Genomic DNA, 20130 nt, shown 5'->3' on the forward strand with positions numbered 1-20130 from the left:
CTCAGCTTCCCTGAGCAAGCACAACTGGCAACATCAACCGATGTTCCTGGCGAAACAATTTGTGACCTGACGGGGGTGTCACTTCGGCCGACCCTTATCGTCGCCGGACCAGAGCTGGTCGAGGATGCTGAGCGCGGTACTTGGACCGCCAGGCTCCAGCAGACCTTGTTCAGCAGCCGCCTTCTTGAAAGCGGCAAAGGCAATCGCCGGACGGCAGATACCCGCCACGGCGTCGTCCACCAGTCGTGCGGCTCTGGCAAAGGACGGGACGTCCTTGCTCTTCCATCTTCCGCCCAGCGCCTTCTTGGCGTCGATAATCGAAGCGACCACCATCGTGCCGCCGCCGACGAAATGAATGGTGAGCGGCAGGAACCGGCTCATGCGTTTTCACCATCCCAGCCGTTCGGCCGTGCGGCCGCAGTAGTGAAAAGGGGATTGATCGTCCGCAGGGATTTCATGGCTGCCACCAGCTTTGGATCGCGATCAACGTAGCTGCCGCCGGCTGGTTGCATGCCGGCTGAACCAAGAGGAGTTATGCCGCCAAGGCTGCCGGTCGTTTTTTGCCGGCGTGCGTTGACCTTCCCAAATGAAGGAGAAAACGATGCCGACAAGACTCGCCACCCGAACGAAATCCGACGCTGAGCAGGCCGCCAGCAAGCAGCGCAGCGTGCAGCGCAAGGTCGATGCTAAGGATCAAACCAAGCCGAAGGCAAAATCATCGACGGCCATGCAGGCCGGCGCGCGCCAATATCCGGTGCCGCCATTTCCGAAGCAGCACCATGCAAAGCCCGGCGAGGAATGGGCGATCGTGCCGGCGCCCCTCTACGATGCGCCGTTCTGGCAGGGTTCGGGCAAGCTCGCAGGCAAGGTCGCGCTGATCACCGGCGGCGATTCCGGCATCGGCCGCGCCGTCGCTGTGCTCTTCGCACGCGAAGGCGCCGATGTAGCCATCGTCTATCTCAGCGAGGATCGCGACGCCAAAGCGACGAAAGCAGCGGTAGAGGCCGAAGGCAGGCGCTGCGTCACGCTTCGCGGCGATGTTTCCAAACGGACCTTCTGCCGCAAGGCAGTGGAACAGACAGTGAAGGCGTTGGGCAAGCTGGACGTGCTTGTCAACAACGCCGCCTTCCAGGTGCACTCGGCCGATTTCGTCGACCTCACTGAGCAGCATTTCGATACCACGCTGAAGACCAACCTTTATGGCTATTTCCATATGGCGCAGGAAGCGGTGCCGCACATGAAGCCGGGCTCGGCGATCATCAACACGGGCTCCGTCACCGGCATAGAGGGCTCGAAGGACCTGGTCGATTATTCGATGACCAAAGGCGGCATCCACGCCTTCACCCGGGCGCTTTCCGGCAACCTCATAGGCAGGGGCATCCGCGTCAACGCGGTGGCACCGGGCCCGGTCTGGACGCCGCTCAACCCGTCGGAGAAGAAGGCCGAGGACGTCGCGCAGTTCGGCGCCAAGACGCCGATGAAGCGGCCGGCCCAGCCCGAGGAGATCGCGCCGGCCTATGTGTTTTTAGCCTCGCCGCAATGCTCGAGCTACATCACCGGCGAGATCCTGCCGATCATCGGGGGCTATTGAGCGCCAGCCTGGCCGCACTTGGAAATTTCAAGAGCACGCGTGTTTGCGCACTGTAGTCGCGGAACTTGGTTCCGTCTCAGGCTTCATGTCACATCGACCCCCTGCCATGGGTGAACGAGCAGGAACAAACACCTGATGGGCCAGTTCGGGTCCAAAGGCGGCACCCACTCAACCCACGTTCGGCCGATCCTTTTCCGATCACGTCGAGCGCAAGTGATGACCGAACAAGCCAGCAAAGAGGCAGACGGGGGAAAGCGCAAAGGTTTCGGGAGAGCCGCTGGTTTGGCTTTGATCGCTGGTGCGGCTGACGACGATTGATCGGCGATCGGGACCTATGCCAGCGCGGGAGCAAAGTTCGGACCGGACCTGCTTTGGACCGCACCCGTGACACTGCCGATGATGTACACGGTCGTGTACCTCTCATCGAAGCTCGGCCAGGTATCGGGGCGGGGACTGTTCCAGGTCATAGCGGATTTCTATCCGCGATGGCTGCTATGGTCGGTTCTGGTCGCGGTCCTGATCGGCAACGCGATCGAGGCTGCTGCGAATCTTGGCGCCATGGCGGCGGCAATCAACCTCTTCGTGCCGTTGCCGATCCCGATGATCGTCGCTCTCGTTGCAGCGCTCATGTTCGGTCTTCAGGTCTTCGGCTCTTACGAACTTCTCAAGAACCTGTTTCGAGTACTGGCGCTGGCGCTGCTTGCCTACGTCGTTTCGGCTATCCTCGCCAAGCCCGAACTGACGTCCGTGCTGATTGGCACCTTGCTGCCGAAAGTGCATTTCAACCGTGAGTACTTGTCGATCCTCGTCGCTATCATAGGCACAACACTTTCAGCCTACCTTTACACATGGCAATCCAACCAGGAGGTGGAAGAGGAGATCGCCAACGGCCGAACCGACCTTGAGGAACGGAAGGGAGCGACAAAGGAAGAGTTGCGCCGGTCGCGCCAGGACATTCTGATCGGCATGACGTTTTCCAACCTGATCATGTACTTCATCATGCTCTCCACCGCTTCGACGCTTCACAAGGTCGGCCAAAACCAGATCGAAACGGCGGCACAGGCAGCCGAGGCGTTGCGGCCGGTCGCCGGTGATGCGGCTGGCATAATCTTCGCCGCCGGTGTGATCGGCGTCGGCTTCCTGGCCGTTCCGGTCATGACGACCGGCGCTGCTTTCGATCTTGCGCAGGCAATGGATTGGAAGCATGGCATGAGCATAAGGCCGCAGGAAGCGCCGGGCTTCTACCTGGCAACGGGCGCCTTTACGCTGATCGGAGTCATCCTCAACTTTTTTGGCTTCAATCCGATGCAGGCCCTGGTCTGGGCAGGCATCGTGCAAGGTTTTTCCACTCCCCCGCTTCTGCTGTTGATGCTTCTAATGACGAACGACCGCAGGATCATGGGCGACAGGGTCAATAGCCGGAGTACGAACATCCTCGGAGGCATCACGACGGCCGTAATCTTTGCGGCATCGGCTGGCCTTGTGGCGAGTTGGTTCCTGTAGCCCGAACGGCGCCATCGACCTTGGCCGGAGGGCGTTCGAGCAAGTTCGATTCGAACAGGAACGATCGTCATCGTCACGCATTCTCCCTGATCGATGTTCTTCAACTCTCTCTGCTGGGGTCGAGCCGTGTTACCCAATGGTCATGCCGCGCCAGATTGTGCACCGGGTGAAATCTCCGTCGTCGACCTGATCCCCGCCTTGCGCGCTTTTGCGCGCACCTTTTGCCGTGTTCCTGATGACGCCGACGATTTGGTCCAGGAGACCTTGACCAAAGGGCTTGCCAATTTGGACAAGTTCGAGCCGGGGACGCGACTGAAGTCCTGGCTTTTCACCATCATGCGCAACACGCACTACACGCGGGTGAAGGCTGCGGCGAGGGAAGCGCCGGGGCTGCTTGATTGTGCCTCCAGCCGACCGATTTCGGAAGCCTCCCAGGAATGGTTCCTTCGGAGCAAGGAGGTCTATAGAGCTATCCAGAAGCTTCCCGAACATCAGCGCGAAGTATTAATGCTGATCGGTGTCCTGGGCGTCAGCTACGAAGAAACGGCTGAGATATGCGATTGTGCCGTCGGAACCGTGAAAAGCCGGCTCAACCGGGCGCGCGCGCACGTTCTGGGACTCCTGAATGAAAGCTCCTCGCAGTCGCTGGTCGAAAGACATGACCATTTTTTGAAAGATTGCTGGGATCGAGGGACTGACGAACCCAGATAAGCGCCTGCGTCAGGTCTCCGACTTGCACCGACGCTTCTGGATCAGCGCATTCTGCAACTGGAGCGCCAGTTTAGTCAGGCGATCAGGAATTTTCTCCTGCTCGATGGCTGTCAACAATGACGCAATCTCTTGGTCCACACTCAGGTTTTCCTGAGGGTCGAAATCGCGTTGGCTCGGACGACACATGGCATTCTCTTAGCAAACAGGGTCCCTTAAATTCACTTGAGACCATAGACGGCCGGAGTTTGCAAGGCGCCTTCAACCGTCGGTCAGTCCGGCTCCACACAGGGTTCTGGCTGAGCGCAACACCGTGCCTGAATTCGATACCCGATCCGTTTGCGTGCCCGCCGGGCCTTATGAGAGCTACCCGCAAGCTCAGTCTTTAGGAAGCCGGTTTGCCGCATTATCTTGATACTGATCGGATTTGATCCGATTGCTGTCGAGACCGCGTTGCTTTGTGTGCTGCTTCTTGTCTCGATTCTTCAGGACCTCATTTTCGCCAACCATGTCCTTCGGAAGCTCTGTCTTCGCTCCGGTCCCGGAACCCTTGCCCTGACTGCCGCGGCCCATATGTTTCTTGCCACCGGACGCCATTTTTTTCTCCTGAATATGCCAGCTTCTGCGGAAGTGGTTTGGCGCCCCAACTTCGGTCTGTCCGTTATGTTCCGCCAATACGACGAACTAAAAACGCGGTGCCGTCCCAGCGACGGAAAGGCATCTCACCGTCGATGACGACGTCCATGCCGAAAGCACCGGCTAGACCGCGAATATCGGAGGAATCGATGCCAGACGGCACCCGATATGAATAGTTGAGAATTGCGGCCATTCCGCCTGGGCGCAACACGCGCGCCACTTCGCTGAAGTGCCGCTCGGCGACGCCGGCGAGTACCAGGTAAGGGAAACTGTCTACCGCCAGCACGCCATCAAGGCCTGCATCGGTGAATTCGTCAAGATCGAGCCCTGAGGTGTGGCGGAACTCCACATTGGTCAGACCGGCGCACCGTCGACGCGCGATGGCAAGCATTTTGGCGGATATATCGATCCCGACAATATGCCTTGCCCTCGCGTGGAGCGCACGTTCGAAGCGGCCGATGCCACAACCGACGTCGAGTATCGTCTTGCCTGCGCCCGTAAAGTCTTGTCGCTCCAGCCAGGAAGTGATCTCGGCTGTTGCAGCCGAAAGCTTCTCCTCATCGCCAAGGGACGAAAGCTGGACGCTGGCGACCGCAGAAATGTCGGCCGCCTGGTCGAAGCCGATGGCCAGTCGGGTGATGGTCATCTCACGCGTTTCGCCAGCCAGGCGGTTGTGAAGCACGGAAGCCGCCGTCGTCCGGAGTTCGTCAAAGGTGTCGATCTTGCGGGAGAGAAGCACGGCCACCTCGTCGAGCCAGTCCCCTCGGTGGGTGGCATTTGCACGCATATCCAATGCGATCTTCGCAAGTTCTGCAGCGTTGATGCCCGTCTTGAGATAGACGGCCAATCTGGCGATCGCGACGTCCGCGGATAGGCCGTTCGCCATGCAATTTTCGAGAATGCGTTTCGCAGTAGTCTTTGCCTGTTCTGCTGCGGTCATGGCGGCGCGCCTCGGGTCCAGACCCTCTGCGCAGTCCAACGGTCGACGGCGCCCCAGCCATACTTGTAGCTTTCCCGGCCGCGCAGAAAATCGAACTCGCGTGCCCCCTCCCGAGCGGCTTCGACAATGGCCTTGCCGATCAGGATCGCGCCAGGACTCTCCTCGGCATAGGCCGGGTCGAACCCACCGAGATAGGCATAGGCGCGATCACGGTGATGAAAGCCATAATACGCACCGACGACAGCTTCGCCGATTTCGATGAGCCAACACCTCGCCAAACCGTTTGCAGCGAGGCGGGGCAACGCATTACGGTGGAATTCGATAGCGCTACCCACCAGCACGCCGCCGCCCCGTCCGGCCCACCGGGCATCGTGCAGTCGGACCAGCTGATCGACGAACGTCTCCGGATCGGCCTCGTATCGCGCAATGGCTACCCGTCCCCGTCGTTGCGCGGCTCTTTGGGCGCGGCGCAGTTGACGCCTTCGTCGGGCGGGTATCAAGCTTACAAGCGTCTCATTGCCCGCAGGCGGAAGCACTGGACAGGCGGCATGGTGCGCGCATCCGCTCTCCTTGACCTGCGGTAGCGCAAGGCTCAAGGAGGCAGCTCTGACTGGCAGGTCTGGAAGGATCCATTGCGACCATTCGAGCGAGAGCGCTGCCTCGGCGATAGCAGCGCTCACCGCTGCTTCTTGACCGGGGGTGCACAGAATATCGAGGTAGTCGCTCAGCGAGATTCCGACCGGCAGCAGTTTCCAGCCGGAAGCGTGCGGTTCGAGGTACAGTGGCGCCAGGCCGACGAGATCTTTTCCGCGCCACACGGCGATCGCGGAGAGATCACCCGGCGAGAATGTCCGCCACCACGGCAACAGCCAGGCGGGTGACTGGAAAGGCGTGGCAGAGATGCTTTGCGACCAGAGCGGCCACCAATGCGACTCGAGATCATCGAGCGCGCCCTGATCTCGGATGACCTCGGCGCGCAGGGCGCTCACCGAGCGGCCCTCAACTCTGCTCGGGAAGGGCCGAGCTTTGCCAATGCCCGGTAGGTATCCATATAGGCCGAGATCATGCGATCGAGCGAAAAGCGGCGTCGCGCCGCGCTCAGGCACGCTTCGTTGCTCAACTCGGCCGAAGCAAGGATCGCTGTCGCCATCTCGTCGACGTCGTTGACGAGAAATCCGGTCTCGCCATGTTCGACGACATTGGGCAGGGCGCCATTCGGGAAGGCTACGACGGGCGTGCCGCACGCAAGCGCTTCCATGGCAACCAGCGAACTTGTTTCGGCTGCCAGGCTCGGAATGACCAAACAGCGGGCGACATTGAGAAGTCGCCGCTTGGCGGAAAAGCCAAGCGGCCCCAGAAAGCGCCGCCGCCTGTCGAGGCGGGGGCGCACCTCGTTGGCGAAGTACTCCACATGTGTCTGGTAAGGATAGATCTGTCCGCCGATGGCCAGCGGTACCGAGGCGCGTTTGGCGGCTTCGATCGCCAGATGGATGCCTTTTTCCGGGCAGATTCGGCTGAGCACGAGCGCGAAATCGCGCCGCGACCGCGGCTGGTTCAGCCCATCGACGTCGACACCGTTTGGAATAGGCGCTACCAGCCTCGATCCGGCCGGCGCGGTTTTATGCTGCGCGTCCGAAACCGCATGCAGCCATAGGTCCTCACGCGCCGGTCGCAAGGCTTCGGGCGGATACCAGCCGAGCGGCAGGTGCAGTGTCACGAGCGTCGGACCGTCGCCGGGAAGGTAAGTGTCGAAATCGATGCCATGTAGATGCACGATGTCGATGGGCCAACGCGCCCGCGCGGTTGCGATCGCCCCGCGGTGTGCCTGCTGCGCGCGCTTCTTGGCAGTTTCGTCGAGGACACCTGTCTCGGCAGGCGTCTCCACCAGAGTACCGGCCGCGCTGGAACCCCGGCAGGCGACGACAATAGAACGATGGCCGTCCCGCACCAGGGCGCGGTCAAGCATCGACAGCACCTGCTCGGCGCCGCCGACCGCATCCGGTCCGACAGGCGCGAGAGAATAGGCGACGTTGAGCACCGTGAGGGTCATGGCCGGTCCAGCCGAAGCTCCTCATGCGCGGCTGCCGCCACGCCGAGCCATGTTGCGGGCTCGAAACCAAGCGGCAGGGATTGATAGTAAAGTCTGCCGTTGTTCGGCAGCGCACGGAAATCGTAAGCGGGTGCCAGCCGAAAGCGCTCGGTCGAACTGAAGAACGGCGCCAGCGTCCGCTGCTGTGTCTTATGGCTGGCCAACATGGCTTGCTTGAGCCGAAAGGCCGGTCCGGTCAGGCAAACCTCGATGCGATCCGCCTCGGGGCTATCGACGAAATCCTGGAAGATGGGGCCTTCCGGCCCCGCGGCATAGAACGCCATTTCGATAATAGACGGCGCTGGGTGCCGGTCGCGGTGCAGCAAATGGCAGGCCGCATGAACGGCAAAAGCGGTGGCATCGTGGTCGGGATGGCCTCCTTCGAAAGGATGCGTGCAAACAAACCGGATCTCGCGTGCGGCAAAAAGGCAGGCCAACTGCTGCGCGAGTGCGCCGAGATGCATGACCGCTTCCGTGTCAGGGTAGTCGAGGCTGGTCAGATTTGCAGACGATAGCCCTGCCGCCGCTAACGCTGCCCATAGTTCCGTACGGCGAGCATGGGCATAGTCTTGCCATGTCTGGAAGCTGTGACTCCGCGCGTCGGCAAGATCGCGCGGCGCTCCGTCCGTGACATGAACGATCCGGCATCCCGGCAGCCCGGCAAGATGGCCGCCGATGCCGATCGTTTCGTCATCCGGATGCGCCACGACAATCATGAGACCGGCGCCTGGGCCGATATTCCTGCCGGTCAGCAGTGCAGCGAATTCGGCCAGCACATTTGACGATTGATCGGCGGACGACATGGCAGCCTCATGCAGCCGAGGCCCGCTGCGCCGGCATGGCCGCATTGTGCACTCCAGGCGCGTAACGACGGATCATTGTCGCGCAGAATTCGGCGAACTCCTCAGGCACTTCCGGTGGGCTGGTGTGATGAGGCTGCAGGCCGCGATGTTCAGGCGTGAAGCAAAAGGTGATGGTGACGTCGAAGTCGGCGAGCGCCTCCATCTGGCGGTCGAACCAGTCGAGAGCATTTGGCCTGAAACTGTCGGCCCAAGAAAGGCCCGTGCGCAAATTTGTAACGCCCAGACGCTTCATCCAGGCGACGGCGTCGTCCAGCCGGTGGTCCTCGAAATGGAACCACTGGACCAGTCCCATTTGCGGAGTGTAGCGCAGGAAGTCCTCGAGAGCCGGCTTGGGCGTGCCATCTTCGCGCAGCAGGCCCATGTAGAAATGGCGATAATAAGAGGAGCCTTCCACCTCGCGATGCCGCGTGGTCGCGCCCCATGCGTGAGGCAAATCATAGAGGCTGTACCATTGCACGCGGGGCGCGTTGCCAAGCAGCAACTCCGCTGTCCGGCGCAGGCCCCAGACCTGGATCTCCTCGGCGCCGAAACTCGACACGCCGGCTTCGCTGATCCAGATCGGTAGATCGGTGATGTCGGCGATCTCGCCGAGCTTTTGCGGCCATTCATGCATCTGCCAAAGGTTCCAGTCGAGCGGGAAGCCATGTACGGCGACGGCATCGACGTGGTCGAGTACCCCGAACCCCTTCATAAGCGACATGAAGCCGGCATCGATTGGGGAAATGCCGCCAAGGACTCGCGTGATCGCCGGGTTTTGGAGACCGATTGCATCGGCTGCCAGGATCGCCATGTTGGCAAAGCGGCTCCAATCCGGATCGAGCTCGGGATCCCAATGCGACTTGTTGTTGGGCTCGTTCCAGATCATGGTTGCTTCAATCATCGTTTCTTCCTTTCGCAGGGTAGACCGCACCTTCGCCCGCCGGCTCACCGAAGGCCCGGCAGAAATAAACCTCCTCTTCCGGTTGAAGCAGGATCTCGAATCCGGCGCTGCGCAGCATTGCCTCGATGCAGCCACGGTTCGGGATCCACCAGTTGGTCGGGTCGTCGGCATACCGGTGCTCGACGAAGTGCAGCTTCGGGAATTCGGGCCGATCGAACAGGTCGTGCGTCCAGAAATGGTAGTTTTGCTCGAGCGCGGCGACCTCGCTGCTCCCGCGTTGCATAGACTGGAAAACCATCAAGTCCGGTGCGACGTGCTCGCGGATAAGGTCCAGCGCCAGCAACGGGTGGCGCAGGTGGTAAAAGACCCCCATGAAGAGCACGATGTCGAAAGTCTCGCCGAGAGCGGCGACGTCGTATACCGACAGCTCGCGGAATTCGATATCGAAATCGGCGATTTCGGCGGCGAAGCGCGCCTGGGTCAGGTAGCCCACATCGAAGTCGATGCCGAGCACGCGATCGGCGCCTCGCCGCTTCATTTCGATGGAGTAGAAGCCGGCATTGCAGCCGATGTCGAGCACGGACTTGCCCGAGAGATCGGCCGGGATCGCATCCGCGAACTTCTGCCATTTGATCAGGGGATAGTTGCCAAGGAAGTGGTTGGGAGCTGTCTGCACACCTGCCAGTTCCATGTTGTGGAACCACGGACCCAGCGCATCGATGCGACGGCGTATTTCCGCTGCGGAATGCAGCATGGTCATCCTCCTTCGCCTGGCAAGGATGGTACTTGCGAGCGGCTCGACGGCACGAATATCGGCGTGCCTTGGTTGTCCGACGCGTCGTTGTTTTCAAGCAGCCGGAGCGCCGTGCGGTAGCCATTGAACGTTCCGACATCGACGTAAGCCGAGCCCGCCTTGACACCCAAGGCTTCACCGCCGGCAGCCAGATAGGCATTGACCAGGGTTCCGAAAAACTCATCGCAGCTGTTTCGTTCGCGCCAGAGCGCATGAAGCCGGTGGAAGATGCCAGCCGGCATTTTGAATGCGCCCCAGACCCAATTGGTCGGTGCTTCGCGCTGTTTGACCTGGATCTGCTCGACCCGGCCATCCCGATCGATGACCACGGCGTCAAAAAGCTCCGGCCGCTCTACGGGGAACAGCAGGAAAGACAGCCGGTCGTCCGGAAGATGGCAGAAGCCGTCTTCGGGAAACCAGATGGTGTCAGGTAGCCCGATCAGGACCGTCTCTTGCGGCGTGACGAGAGGCGCGGCGCGGAAGATCGCGTCGCAAAGGCCAACCGGAGAGGGCTGCACCACGAAGATGGCGGCCGCGCTGTCATAGCCGGCGGCGTAATATTCGAGGATATCGGACTTGCCCGAGCCGATGATGAAGCAGATCCTGTCGACGCCATTGCCCACCATTCGGCGGACCAGATATTCGCTGACCGCGCAGGGGCGCTCTGTTTGCCCGTCCATCCTGCTGCCCACCGGCAGCAGCTCCTTGGAAAAACCCAGCGGTTGAATGCGGCTGCCGCGCCCCGCGGCCGGGACGATACCCAACATCAGACGGCTTCCTTAATCGGTTCGCTTGCTTGCGCCCGAACGGCCTCGTTCAGGATCCCGTCCAGTTCCGCGGCGCGGCGCGTCGATGTGTGTTCGTCGAGGACGCGCTCGCGGGCTTGGCGGCGCAATGCCTCGAGTTCCGCATCCGACAAACCGAGCGCGGCGACCACGTCGTCGGTGGAATGCGCAATCACGATTTCGCTGCCGGGTTTGAAGAATCTATCGATGCCCGGCCAGTCATCGGAAACGAGCGCTGCGCCGCAAGCTGCCGCTTCGAACAGTCGGCCGGAGGGACACCAGCCCTTGCGTGCCATTGCTTCGCGGGTGACGTTCAGGGTCAGGCGGGACGAGCAGAAGAAGGCCGGGTGGTCGGCAGGCGGCAGATGCCTGACAAAGAAGATATTGTCGCTCCACGGAAAATCCTGCGGGTATTGCGCGCCGCCAATAACGAAGCGGCAATCCGGCATCCGGACAGCTGGCGCGACCAGCAATTTCTCGACGCCCGCCTGGCGATCTTCGGCATAGGTTCCGAGATAGGACAGATCGCCGGCGAACTCTGGCCTGGGCTGCGCCGGTCTATGGCAGTCGGGGTCAACGTGGCCGTAGAGTGGCACGACAAGGCGTGCGCCCAGCATTGTCTTGAGTGCATCGAGCGCCGGGCCGCCGGTGTAGCTCATCACCAGGTCGAAATCGCGAAGTCCTTCTGGACCGAAATAGGATGGTTGGTCGCCCCGCTCGATACGCGCGAGCGTCACCGCGGTGTCGAGATCGTAGAAAACCTTCAGCCCGAGGCAGCACTCCTGCGCGAGGCGTGAGGCTTCAACAGCATCCGGGCAGTAGGAGGTAACGATAACGACATCAGCCTGCCGGACCGCGACCGCCGCTGCCTGAATGATGTTATCCCACACGGGATATAGCACCACTTCGCCGCCCTCGAGGTGGTCGATATCTCTTGTGCCGGCGTAGTAGGGCGTGTCTCGTTCGAAGAAGCTGATTGACCAGCCGAGTGCTGCCAGCGCGCGTATCAGCCCGCGCCAGAGCGTGGCATGCCCGTTTCCCCATGAGGAGGTGACGGTGAGACCGAAGATGACCATCCGCATCGGACAGCTCCCGTCAGACGATTTCGTTCAGGCGAATGAGCTTTGAACCCCAGTCGCCATGGACGATGGTGGTGATCGAGGCAGGCTCAATATCGAAACGGAAACAGTCGCCGAGTTGAAGGCCAAGGACCTTGCACACCGCCGCTTTGATAACGTCCGCGTGGCTGATCAGCGCAACATAGCAGCTTGGGGTTTGTTGGCGCAGCGCATCCATCAGGCCGACGACCCGTTGCTGCGTATCCTGCATGGTCTCGCCGTTCGGTGTGCGGGCATTCTGCCGCTGGTCGTTCCACATTCGCCAGGCGGCATCGCCTTTCAGCTCTTCAAACGTTTTGCCGGACCAGGCGCCGTAGTCGATTTCATCCAATTCCTGACGGATCGAGATCTGCTCGAGTTCACAGGCGACGGCGATGGATTTGGCGGTTTCCAATGTGCGCTTGCGAGGGCTGCTCAGGATGGCGGCAATCGGTTCCCTCGCCATGCGGCGTGCCAGACGCAGCGCCTGTTCTTGGCCGGCGCGACAGAGCTTGACGTCCTCCAGGCGCCCAGCCAGATACCGGTCGACGTCGTCATAGGCGGCATGCCGGATGAGAAAGAAGGTCGTGGTCATTCCGCGGCATCGAGCATCGGCTCGTCCCTGCCGGCGATGAAGGCGAGCGTGCGCAGGCGGGCCTCAGCGTCGGTGAACTGCTCCGGCGGCGATTTCATGAAGTAGCTGCAAGGCCCGGTGAGCGCCCCTGCAATGCCGCGATCGAGAGCAAGCTTGGCGCAGCGCACGGCATCGATCACCACGCCGGCGGAATTGGGCGAATCCCAGACTTCCAGCTTGAGCTCGGCGTTCAGCGGCACACCGCCAAAAGTCGTGCCTTCGACGCGGATATAGGCCCATTTGCGATCGGTAAGCCAAGGCACATGGTCGCTGGGCCCGACATGGATATTGCCAGGTTCGAGCGGGACATCAATCTGGCTGGTGACGGATTGCGTCTTGGAGATCTTCTTGGATTCCAGTCGCTCCCGCTCCAGCATGTTGAGGAAGTCCGTGTTGCCGCCGAAATTGAGCTGGTATGTGCGGTCGATGCGGACCCCGCGTTCCCGGAAAAGATTGGCAAGCAGCCGGTGAACAATGGTCGCTCCGACCTGGCTCTTGATGTCGTCGCCTACTAAAGGCAGGCCACGCTCCTCGAAACGCCGCCGCCATTCCGGCCGCGAGGCAATGAAGACGGGAATGCAATTGACGAAAGCGCACCCGGCTGCCAATGCGCATTCGGCATAGAAATGGGTGGCGGCTTCCGAGCCTACCGGAAGATAGGACACCAGTACCTCGGCTCCGCTTTTTTGAAGACTCGCGGCGACGTCGGCGACCGGTTCATCCGCTTCCTCGATCTCGTCGCGCAGGTATTTGCCGATGCCGTCGAGCGTCGGCCCGCGTTCCACGCGGACGCCGACCGGCGCCACATCTGCAAAACGGAACGTGTTGTTCGGGGCGCTGTAGATCGCTTCGGCCAAATCGCGCCCGACCTTGCTGCTGGCGACATCGAAGGCGCAGACGACCTCGATGTCTTCGACATGATAGCCGCCGAGATCGGCATGCATGAGCCCGGGAATGGGCTCGTTGCTCTTTGCCTGGCGATAGTAGGTGAGGCCTTGCACAAGGGAGGATGCGCAATTGCCGACGCCGACGATGCCGATGCGGACTTTTTTTGATGTCACGAGACCGTCACCTCTGCTGTTGGAGGTAAGTTCCTCGTCGCCGAACCAGGAGCAAGCAGGAATGTTCCTTGGACCGCGCAAAAATTGCCGAGCTCGATTGCCTAATCGACCTTTCGCTTTTGCTTCGCCGCCGAGCACGCAAGGCGAGGGCGCGACCTGAATGGAACCTCGCCTATCCTCCCAAGTTAAAGCGCGGGAGCGATTGTCATGTCCGCAAACGTCGGCCTCTCCGCTATAGTGGGCTGCGCATTTTGGTTTCTGGCCAACAGCAGCTGGGCCGCGGCAGAGGAACTCGAACATCAGCGTGCGAAGGTTGTCGAACCTCCGGTGGCGCCGGTAACCCTGACCGCACAGCAGCTCGAGAATCCAATCGTACCTCAAGGCCCGCTGGATAGCGGGCTATCGCTTTTTGTGCGCAACGGTTGCGGCGCATGCCACAGCCTAAGGGGCACCGAGGCACACGGAACGATAGGCCCGGATCTGTCCCATCTCGGGTCCCGAAAGGCAATCGGTGCCGGCATCCTGCCGAATACCGAGGAAGCCATTGCGCTTTTCATCGCTCGGCCTGATCTCTTGAAACCAGGCGTGAAAATGCCCGCATTCGATATGCTTCCGCAGGCCGAAATCCAGACCATCGCGCGATATTTGAAAGCATTGCAGTGATGCCCGGCTCTCGAACCCATCTCTCGCCAGAGCCGTCCAATGCCACTTCCGAGATGGAGGATGACGTCAGCCGGATAAAAGACCAGCCGATAATGGTTCGCCTGAAGCATGTCGTCATCGGCGCGATTGGTTTGCCTGTCGTCATATTGCTTGGAGCCTGGATCGGTTTTTTCAATGTCGGCGCCAGCAGCGGCCATTGGAAGGTGACGGCTTGGTTCCTGCAACTCGCCATGCGCTCGGCCGTGCGAACTTATGCATTGGCCGTAGATGCTCCGAAAGTTCTCGACAGGCGAGGGCTGCCGGCCGCAGCCGGGCATTTTGCGAGGGGCTGCGCGGTCTGCCACGGCGCACCCGGCGAGCTGCGCTCGCCGGCGGTGCTGCGCATGCTTCCGCAACCGCCGGATCTTGCGCTGACGGCCGGAGATTGGACCGACGCTCAACTGTTTCGGATCGTCAAGCATGGCATACGTTTCACGGGCATGCCCGCATGGCCGGCCCGCGACCGCGATGACGAGGTCTGGGCAATGGTTGCCTTCCTGCGCGAACTTCCGAAACTCGATGCGAAAGGATTTCGGCAACTTGCCTTCGATGCCGGAGAGGCGACCGGCAACGAAGCGCAACCTTCCGCACCGGACACCCTTACAGACTGTACGCGGTGCCACGGAAGTGACGGCGAGGGCAGGGGCGGTCTCGTGCCTGTGCTGGCTGGGCAGAAAGAAGCCTACCTGTTCGCCAGTCTTCAGTCCCTTGCCAAAGGCGATCGCACCAGCGGCTTCATGGCTTTGCCGGTGACGGGCCTTGCTCGCGACGAAATGGCAGCGCTTGCCAGGCATTTTGCGGCGCAGCCGCCGATCCCGGTGGATCGCGATCAAATTCCGGCCGAAGTGGTCCAGAAGGGACAGCAAATCGCGGAAGCCGGAATTCCCCAGCGGAACGTACCCGCCTGTTCCGGCTGTCATATCGGTTCTGACAAAAATCCGGTCTATCCGCGCCTTGACGGTCAGCATGCCGCTTACCTCGAACAGCAACTGAAACTATTCCGGTCTGAGAGCCGAGGCGGCACGCCATTCTGGCGCATCATGGCGACCGCGGCGCAACGCCTTACAGACGAGGATATAAGAGCTTTGTCGGCCTATTTCTCGAAGCGAACTGAAAGTCCGCAATGAGCCGATCTGCATTTCGCGGAGGCCTTCGGGCAGGCGAGAGCGATGCTGCGCGGAAGGGTCAAGATCGGTTCAAGGAACTTTCTTACTTCCAGCCAGTTCAAATTGGGCACAGACAAACCACGTAAGCGGACAGCCGACTGAAGCGTCCTCCTCGTAGTGAACCATGCTGAATGGATTTCTGGCCGGCTAACGAGACGCAGAATTTGGGGATCGGCGATTACCCCGGAGCGTTGTTGCACTTATGGCGCGTAGATGCTGCAAAACAGCAAAACGCCGCCAACCAGGGAGAAGGTGAGCAGCGTTGCGACATAAAACGCGGGTTCGCGAAAAATCCTGGTGTCGCGTCTGAGACTCACGGTTTGGCCTCCTCGGCACCGTATGATCCCAACAACACGAAACAGTATTGGGGAGTTCCGGACGCCGTATTGCCTGTGTGGCCGAAGGCTCGTCAACGAAGCGCGACGGCGCTGGCCAGCCTCCTGGGCGTTGTTGGTGGCTCTGCTCTCCTGTCGGCCTGCACCGGTGTGCAGTCGGCCCTCGATCCTCATGGCAAGCAGGCCGACGCGCTGGCTGTTCTGTTTTGGGCGTTTACGGCAGTGCTCGGTCTTGTCTGGCTCGTTACCATGGCCGGCCTGCTCCTCGCGCTGGCGCGTGGCCGAGACGGTGGCAGCGAGCCTGCGCAAGCCCGCCCAGCCGTCAAACGGCCCATGCTCATCGCCTTTGCCGCGATGCTGGCATCGAGCACCATTATTCTCGCCGGCCTGGCCGTGCTCAGCTTCGGCGCGCAAAGAGCGGTTTCCGCAGGTGGGGCCGCGGGCGTGCTGACGATCTCGGTCATAGGGCATCAGTGGTGGTGGCAGGTCCGCTATGAAGGAGATCACGGTTTCGAGACGGCAAACGAGATTCGCATCCCGGTCGGCAGTCCGGTCGACATCAAGCTGACCACGGCGGATGTCATCCATTCGTTTTGGATACCGAGTCTCGCCGGCAAGCTCGATCTCATTCCCGGCAAGAGAAATGAACTCCGTATCGAGGCGGACAAGCCCGGCGTGTATCGTGGCCAGTGTGCCGAATTCTGCGGCCAGCAGCATGCGCACATGGCGATCTTCGTCGTGGCGCTGGAGCCGCGCGAATTTGAAACCTGGCGCGCCGATCAAGCCTCACCGGCAAAGCCGACGACGTATCCTTCGGCGCAACGCGCCTTGGCGGGAACGGCCCGATTCACCGTCATGTCCGAGAGTCCGCAATGAGCGTTGCATTCGACGAGCATCGCGCGACCCGCGACACCGACCTGGGCGACGAGGAGCTGCGCGCACGATTGAGTAAGACCTGGGGCACGATGCGCGGCCTGATCGACGCGCTTTCGACGGTCGATCATAAGATCATTGGAATTCGCTATCTCGTGACCGCCTTCGCCTTCCTGCTCGCCGGCGGCGTCATGGCGATCATCATGCGGCTGCAGCTTGCCAGACCAGATAACCATCTTGTCGACGCCGAGCTCTACAATCAGCTTTTCACGATGCATGGCACGACTATGATGTTCCTGTTCGGCGTGCCGGTCGGCGAAGCGTTCGCCGTCTATCTGGTGCCGCTCATGGTCGGCACACGCAACATCGCTTTTCCGCGCCTGAACGCCTTCTCCTACTATGTCTACCTATTTGGCGGCCTGATGCTGTGGGGCGGCTTCGCGCTGAGCATTCGCCCGGATGTCGGCTGGTTTTCCTATGTACCGCTCGCAAACTTGGACTTCACCCCAGGTAAAGGCCCCGACTATTGGGCGCAGATGATCACGTTTACCGAAGTCGCGGCGCTCGCAGTATCGGTGGAGATCGTCGTCACAGTCCTGAAGCAGCGCGCGCCGGGCATGACGCTTGACCGCATTCCGCTCTTCGTGTGGACCATGCTTGTCCATTCCTTCATCATTATCTTCGCCATGCCGGCGGTCATGCTCGCCTCCTCGATGCTGATCATGGACCGGCTGGTAAGCACCCGGTTTTTCAATGCCGATGCAGGCGGCGATCCTTTGCTCTGGCAGCACCTTTTCTGGTTCTTCGGCCACCCCGAGGTCTACATCATCTTCCTGCCCGGAACCGCTTTCGTCTCGGCGATCGTTGCGACCTTCTCCAGGCGGCCGGTCTTCGGCTATCTGCCGATGGTGCTATCGCTGATCGCGATCGGGTTCCTATCCTTTGGCCTGTGGGTGCACCACATGTTCGTCACAGGGTTGCCGCAGGTGGGAGCGGCATTTTTCACCGCCTCCAGTATGGCGATCGCCATCCCAAACGGCGTGCAGATATTCTGCTGGATCGCCACACTGTGGGACGGCAAGCCCGTGCTCAAGACGCCGCTGATTTTCGTGCTCGGCTTCTTCTTCATCTTTGTCGCCGGCGGGCTTTCGGGAGTCATGCTGGCGTCGGTTCCTATCGATACGCAGGTGCACGACACCTATTTCGTCGTCGCTCATTTCCATTACGTGCTGATTGGCGGCACCCTTTTTCCGCTCATCGCGGCTGTTTACTACTGGTTCCCGAAGGTGACGGGGCGCCTGATGAGCGAGCGGCTGGGCAAATGGCAGTTCGCTCTCGCCTTTATCGGCTTCAATACCACCTTCTTTCCGATGCACATGCTCGGCCTGCTTGGCATGCCGCGCAGGGTCTACACGTACCCCGCGGAGATGGGCTGGGGCGGGCTCAACCTTCTCGCCAGCACCGGTGCGCTGCTGTTCTTCGCAAGTTTCTTGCTCATGCTTTACAACATGGTCGTCAGCGCCCGCTTAGGTTCTCCCGGCGGCGATAACCCCTGGGGTGCCGACACGCTGGACTGGGCGACCACCTCGCCGCCCCAGCCGCAGAACTTCGACCGCATTGCGTATGTCACAAGCGGCTCGCCGCTATGGAGCCAGGGTGACGACAAGCCTGTGGTGGGCGGCCTCAAGGTCGATGAGCGTGAATTGCTCGTGACAACCGTCACCGAGGCCCTGCCTGATATTCGCGAGGAGTCGCCGGCGCCTTCGATCTGGCCCTTTATGGCGGCGTTTGCCACCGCGGTCATCTTCATTGGTTCGATCTACACGCCATGGGCGATTACCTTGGGCTCCCCGGTCGTCGCCGTTGTGCTCGTCGCCTGGTTCTGGCCGAAAACCATGGAGGAAAACGTCTAGATGGCCCGCATCGTCATGGATGTCTCCGGCTTGCCGACCTATGCCTTCGGCTCGCGTGTCACTCCCTGGTGGGGAACCCTCTCGTTTTGTCTGCTTGAGGGAACCGGCTTCGCCCTCGGCATTGGCGGCTATCTCTACCTGGCCGTCACCAACGATCATTGGACGAAGGATGCTGTTCCCCTAAACCTGGTCTGGTCCGCGCTCTTCACGCTCATCCTGGTTGTCAGTGCACTCCCGAATTTCCTGATAAAGCGGGCAGCGATGCGAGAGAGCCTGCGCTCGGTCCGCCTGCTGCTGCTGGTCATGAGCTTGGTCGGTCTGGTGCTTATCGGGCTGCGCATCATGGAATTTTCAACATTGCCGGTAGGCTGGAGCGACAACGCGTATGGCTCCTTTGTCTGGCTGCTGCTCGGCCTGCACGGCGTCCATGTGTTGACAGATGTTGCCGACACGCTCGTCCTGGCCGTGCTGATGTTCACGCGACACGGGACGGGCAAACGCTTCAGCGATGCAGAGGACAATGCGTTCTACTGGTATTTTGTCGTGTTCTCCTGGCTGCCGCTGTACGCGGTGCTCTATTGGTTGCCGAGGTTCTGATGCCGTCCTTCATCCGTAAGGCGTTATCGCTCGGAGGTCCTGTTTCGGCGTTGTCTGTAGTGCTCGCGCCCACCGCTCAATTCGCGCATGGCTGGGATCAAGAAGCTGATGGCTGGTCGCTCTCTGCCGTGACAATCATACTACTTGGCATTGCGTTGCTCCTCTATGCCGCCGGCGTTGCGCGGCTTTGGCGGCGGGCGGGAATGGGACGGGGCGTGACTTGGTGGCGCCTGGCCTGTTTCGCGACAGGATGGGCACTGCTTGTCGTTGCGCTGATGTCGCCGCTGCATGAATTGGGCGAGCGGCTATTTACGGCGCATATGGTCGAGCATGAGGTGCTGATGGTCGTGGCGGCTCCCTCGCTCGTGTTGTCCGGACCGCTGGGCGTCATGCTATGGGCATTTCCACCCGCCGTGCGACGAAGCCTTGCGAGCGCGCGATGGTGGCCTCTGCGAAGCGCGTGGCGAGGGCTGACCGAGCCGGCTTCAGCGACGATCCTGCACGGCCTCGCCCTGTGGCTATGGCATATGCCGATCCTGTTCGATGCAGCTCTGACAAGCGAGCCGGTCCACTGGCTGCAGCATTTCAGCTTCCTGGCAAGCGCGCTGCTCTTCTGGTGGGCCTTGCTCAATGGCCATAGCCGCCGCAGGGGCTACGGCGCGTCGGTGTTTTATCTGTTCTTCACGTCGATGCATTGCGGACTGCTCGGCGCGGTTCTGGCCATGTCGGGAAGCGACATATTCACCGCCAACAGCTCGGCGGCGGCGCAATGGGGCCTGACGGCGCTTGAAGACCAGCAACTCGGGGGCTTGATTATGTGGGTGGGCGCCGCTGCATTCTATTTGGCAGCTGCGCTGATCTTGGCAGGGCTTTGGATCGGAAGCGGATCGGCCGAGCAGAAGAAAGCCGGCGGCAGCGCGCGTTTCATTCGAAATTGATTCCGAACTGATTGTTGCTGTCCAAC

23 protein-coding genes are annotated in these 20130 nt (G+C 61.0%); 9 read left to right on the top strand and 14 right to left on the bottom strand.

Features of this window, described 5'->3' with window-relative positions; genetic code table 11:
* Positions 1-78 precede the first annotated feature (78 nt).
* Both EJ071_RS15905 and EJ071_RS15910 read right to left on the bottom strand, forming a co-directional pair.
* Positions 79-381 (bottom strand): DUF982 domain-containing protein, encoded by a 303-nt coding sequence (locus EJ071_RS15905; protein ID WP_126098688.1) that lies wholly within the window; start codon positions 379-381, stop codon positions 79-81.
* On the bottom strand, positions 378-611 hold the full coding sequence (locus tag EJ071_RS15910; protein WP_126098689.1) for a hypothetical protein: 234 nt from the start codon (positions 609-611) through the stop codon (positions 378-380). Before EJ071_RS15910 ends, EJ071_RS15905 begins: the two co-directional genes overlap by 4 nt.
* On the opposite strand from EJ071_RS15910, the gene EJ071_RS15915 reads away from it, so the two are divergent.
* The 3 genes from EJ071_RS15915 to EJ071_RS15925 all read left to right on the top strand — a co-directional run bounded on the left by EJ071_RS15915 (position 602) and on the right by EJ071_RS15925 (position 3805).
* The gene (locus EJ071_RS15915; protein ID WP_126098690.1) at positions 602-1591 is read left to right on the top strand and encodes an SDR family oxidoreductase; all 990 of its coding nucleotides are present in this window, start codon (positions 602-604) and stop codon (positions 1589-1591) included. The genes EJ071_RS15910 and EJ071_RS15915 overlap by 10 nt on opposite strands.
* Positions 1592-1975: 384 nt before the next feature.
* Positions 1976-3094 carry an Nramp family divalent metal transporter gene (locus EJ071_RS15920; RefSeq protein WP_245460264.1) on the top strand — a complete coding sequence of 373 codons (1119 nt, stop codon included), beginning with the start codon at positions 1976-1978 and terminating at the stop codon, positions 3092-3094.
* A 126-nt stretch (positions 3095-3220) separates the two neighbouring features.
* Complete coding sequence (locus EJ071_RS15925; RefSeq protein ID WP_245460265.1) at positions 3221-3805, top strand: sigma-70 family RNA polymerase sigma factor; 585 nt, start codon at positions 3221-3223, stop codon at positions 3803-3805.
* 9 nt (positions 3806-3814) lie between these two features.
* On the opposite strand, the gene EJ071_RS40055 is transcribed toward EJ071_RS15925, so the two are convergent.
* The 12 genes from EJ071_RS40055 to EJ071_RS15980 form a co-directional block, all read right to left on the bottom strand.
* On the bottom strand, positions 3815-3943 hold the full coding sequence (locus EJ071_RS40055) for a hypothetical protein (protein WP_281058918.1): 129 nt from the start codon (positions 3941-3943) through the stop codon (positions 3815-3817).
* Positions 3944-4180: 237 nt separating this feature from the next.
* On the bottom strand, positions 4181-4399 hold the full coding sequence (locus EJ071_RS15930) for a hypothetical protein (protein ID WP_126098692.1): 219 nt from the start codon (positions 4397-4399) through the stop codon (positions 4181-4183).
* A gap of 64 nt (positions 4400-4463) precedes the next feature.
* Complete coding sequence (locus EJ071_RS15935; protein ID WP_126098693.1) at positions 4464-5378, bottom strand: class I SAM-dependent methyltransferase; 915 nt, start codon at positions 5376-5378, stop codon at positions 4464-4466.
* Entirely contained in the window at positions 5375-6367 is a 993-nt protein-coding gene (locus EJ071_RS15940) for a GNAT family N-acetyltransferase (protein ID WP_126098694.1), read from the bottom strand. Before EJ071_RS15940 ends, EJ071_RS15935 begins: the two co-directional genes overlap by 4 nt.
* Positions 6364-7428, bottom strand: coding sequence for a glycosyltransferase (locus EJ071_RS15945; protein WP_126098695.1), 1065 nt, complete (start codon positions 7426-7428; stop codon positions 6364-6366). Before EJ071_RS15945 ends, EJ071_RS15940 begins: the two co-directional genes overlap by 4 nt.
* Positions 7425-8270: a PIG-L family deacetylase gene (locus EJ071_RS15950; RefSeq protein WP_189521493.1), complete on the bottom strand. Its 846-nt coding sequence runs from the start codon at positions 8268-8270 to the stop codon at positions 7425-7427. The genes EJ071_RS15945 and EJ071_RS15950 overlap by 4 nt, the downstream gene beginning before the upstream one ends.
* A gap of 7 nt (positions 8271-8277) precedes the next feature.
* Positions 8278-9210, bottom strand: a complete 933-nt coding sequence (locus tag EJ071_RS15955) for a beta-xylosidase (protein ID WP_126098697.1) — start codon at positions 9208-9210, stop codon at positions 8278-8280.
* On the bottom strand, positions 9203-9964 hold the full coding sequence (locus tag EJ071_RS15960; protein WP_126102608.1) for a TIGR04290 family methyltransferase: 762 nt from the start codon (positions 9962-9964) through the stop codon (positions 9203-9205). Before EJ071_RS15960 ends, EJ071_RS15955 begins: the two co-directional genes overlap by 8 nt.
* Before the next feature lie 2 nt (positions 9965-9966).
* On the bottom strand, positions 9967-10770 hold the full coding sequence (locus EJ071_RS15965; protein WP_126098698.1) for a nucleotidyltransferase family protein: 804 nt from the start codon (positions 10768-10770) through the stop codon (positions 9967-9969).
* Entirely contained in the window at positions 10770-11870 is a 1101-nt protein-coding gene (locus tag EJ071_RS15970; RefSeq protein ID WP_126098699.1) for a glycosyltransferase, read from the bottom strand. The genes EJ071_RS15965 and EJ071_RS15970 overlap by 1 nt, the downstream gene beginning before the upstream one ends.
* A gap of 13 nt (positions 11871-11883) precedes the next feature.
* Entirely contained in the window at positions 11884-12480 is a 597-nt protein-coding gene (locus EJ071_RS15975; protein ID WP_126098700.1) for a histidine phosphatase family protein, read from the bottom strand.
* The gene (locus tag EJ071_RS15980; protein WP_126098701.1) at positions 12477-13580 is read right to left on the bottom strand and encodes an inositol-3-phosphate synthase; all 1104 of its coding nucleotides are present in this window, start codon (positions 13578-13580) and stop codon (positions 12477-12479) included. The genes EJ071_RS15975 and EJ071_RS15980 overlap by 4 nt, the downstream gene beginning before the upstream one ends.
* A gap of 207 nt (positions 13581-13787) precedes the next feature.
* On the opposite strand from EJ071_RS15980, the gene EJ071_RS15985 reads away from it, so the two are divergent.
* The 6 genes from EJ071_RS15985 (at position 13788) to EJ071_RS16010 (ending at position 20104) form a co-directional block, all read left to right on the top strand.
* Positions 13788-14243 carry a c-type cytochrome gene (locus EJ071_RS15985; RefSeq protein ID WP_126098702.1) on the top strand — a complete coding sequence of 152 codons (456 nt, stop codon included), beginning with the start codon at positions 13788-13790 and terminating at the stop codon, positions 14241-14243.
* 53 nt (positions 14244-14296) lie between these two features.
* A complete protein-coding gene (locus EJ071_RS15990; protein ID WP_245460266.1) occupies positions 14297-15409 on the top strand; it encodes a c-type cytochrome in 1113 nt (370 codons plus the stop codon).
* A gap of 170 nt (positions 15410-15579) precedes the next feature.
* Positions 15580-16659 (top strand): cytochrome c oxidase subunit II, encoded by a 1080-nt coding sequence (gene coxB / locus EJ071_RS15995; protein WP_126098703.1) that lies wholly within the window; start codon positions 15580-15582, stop codon positions 16657-16659.
* On the top strand, positions 16656-18569 hold the full coding sequence (gene ctaD / locus EJ071_RS16000; RefSeq protein WP_126098704.1) for a cytochrome c oxidase subunit I: 1914 nt from the start codon (positions 16656-16658) through the stop codon (positions 18567-18569). The genes coxB and ctaD overlap by 4 nt, the downstream gene beginning before the upstream one ends.
* On the top strand, positions 18570-19166 hold the full coding sequence (locus EJ071_RS16005) for a cytochrome c oxidase subunit 3 (RefSeq protein WP_126098705.1): 597 nt from the start codon (positions 18570-18572) through the stop codon (positions 19164-19166).
* A complete protein-coding gene (locus EJ071_RS16010) occupies positions 19166-20104 on the top strand; it encodes a cytochrome c oxidase assembly protein (protein WP_126098706.1) in 939 nt (312 codons plus the stop codon). Before EJ071_RS16005 ends, EJ071_RS16010 begins: the two co-directional genes overlap by 1 nt.
* The last annotated feature ends 26 nt before the right edge of the window (positions 20105-20130 follow it).

It is taken from the genome of Mesorhizobium sp. M1B.F.Ca.ET.045.04.1.1 (assembly GCF_003952465.1).
GTDB classification, from domain to species: Bacteria; Pseudomonadota; Alphaproteobacteria; order Rhizobiales; family Rhizobiaceae; genus Mesorhizobium; species Mesorhizobium shonense.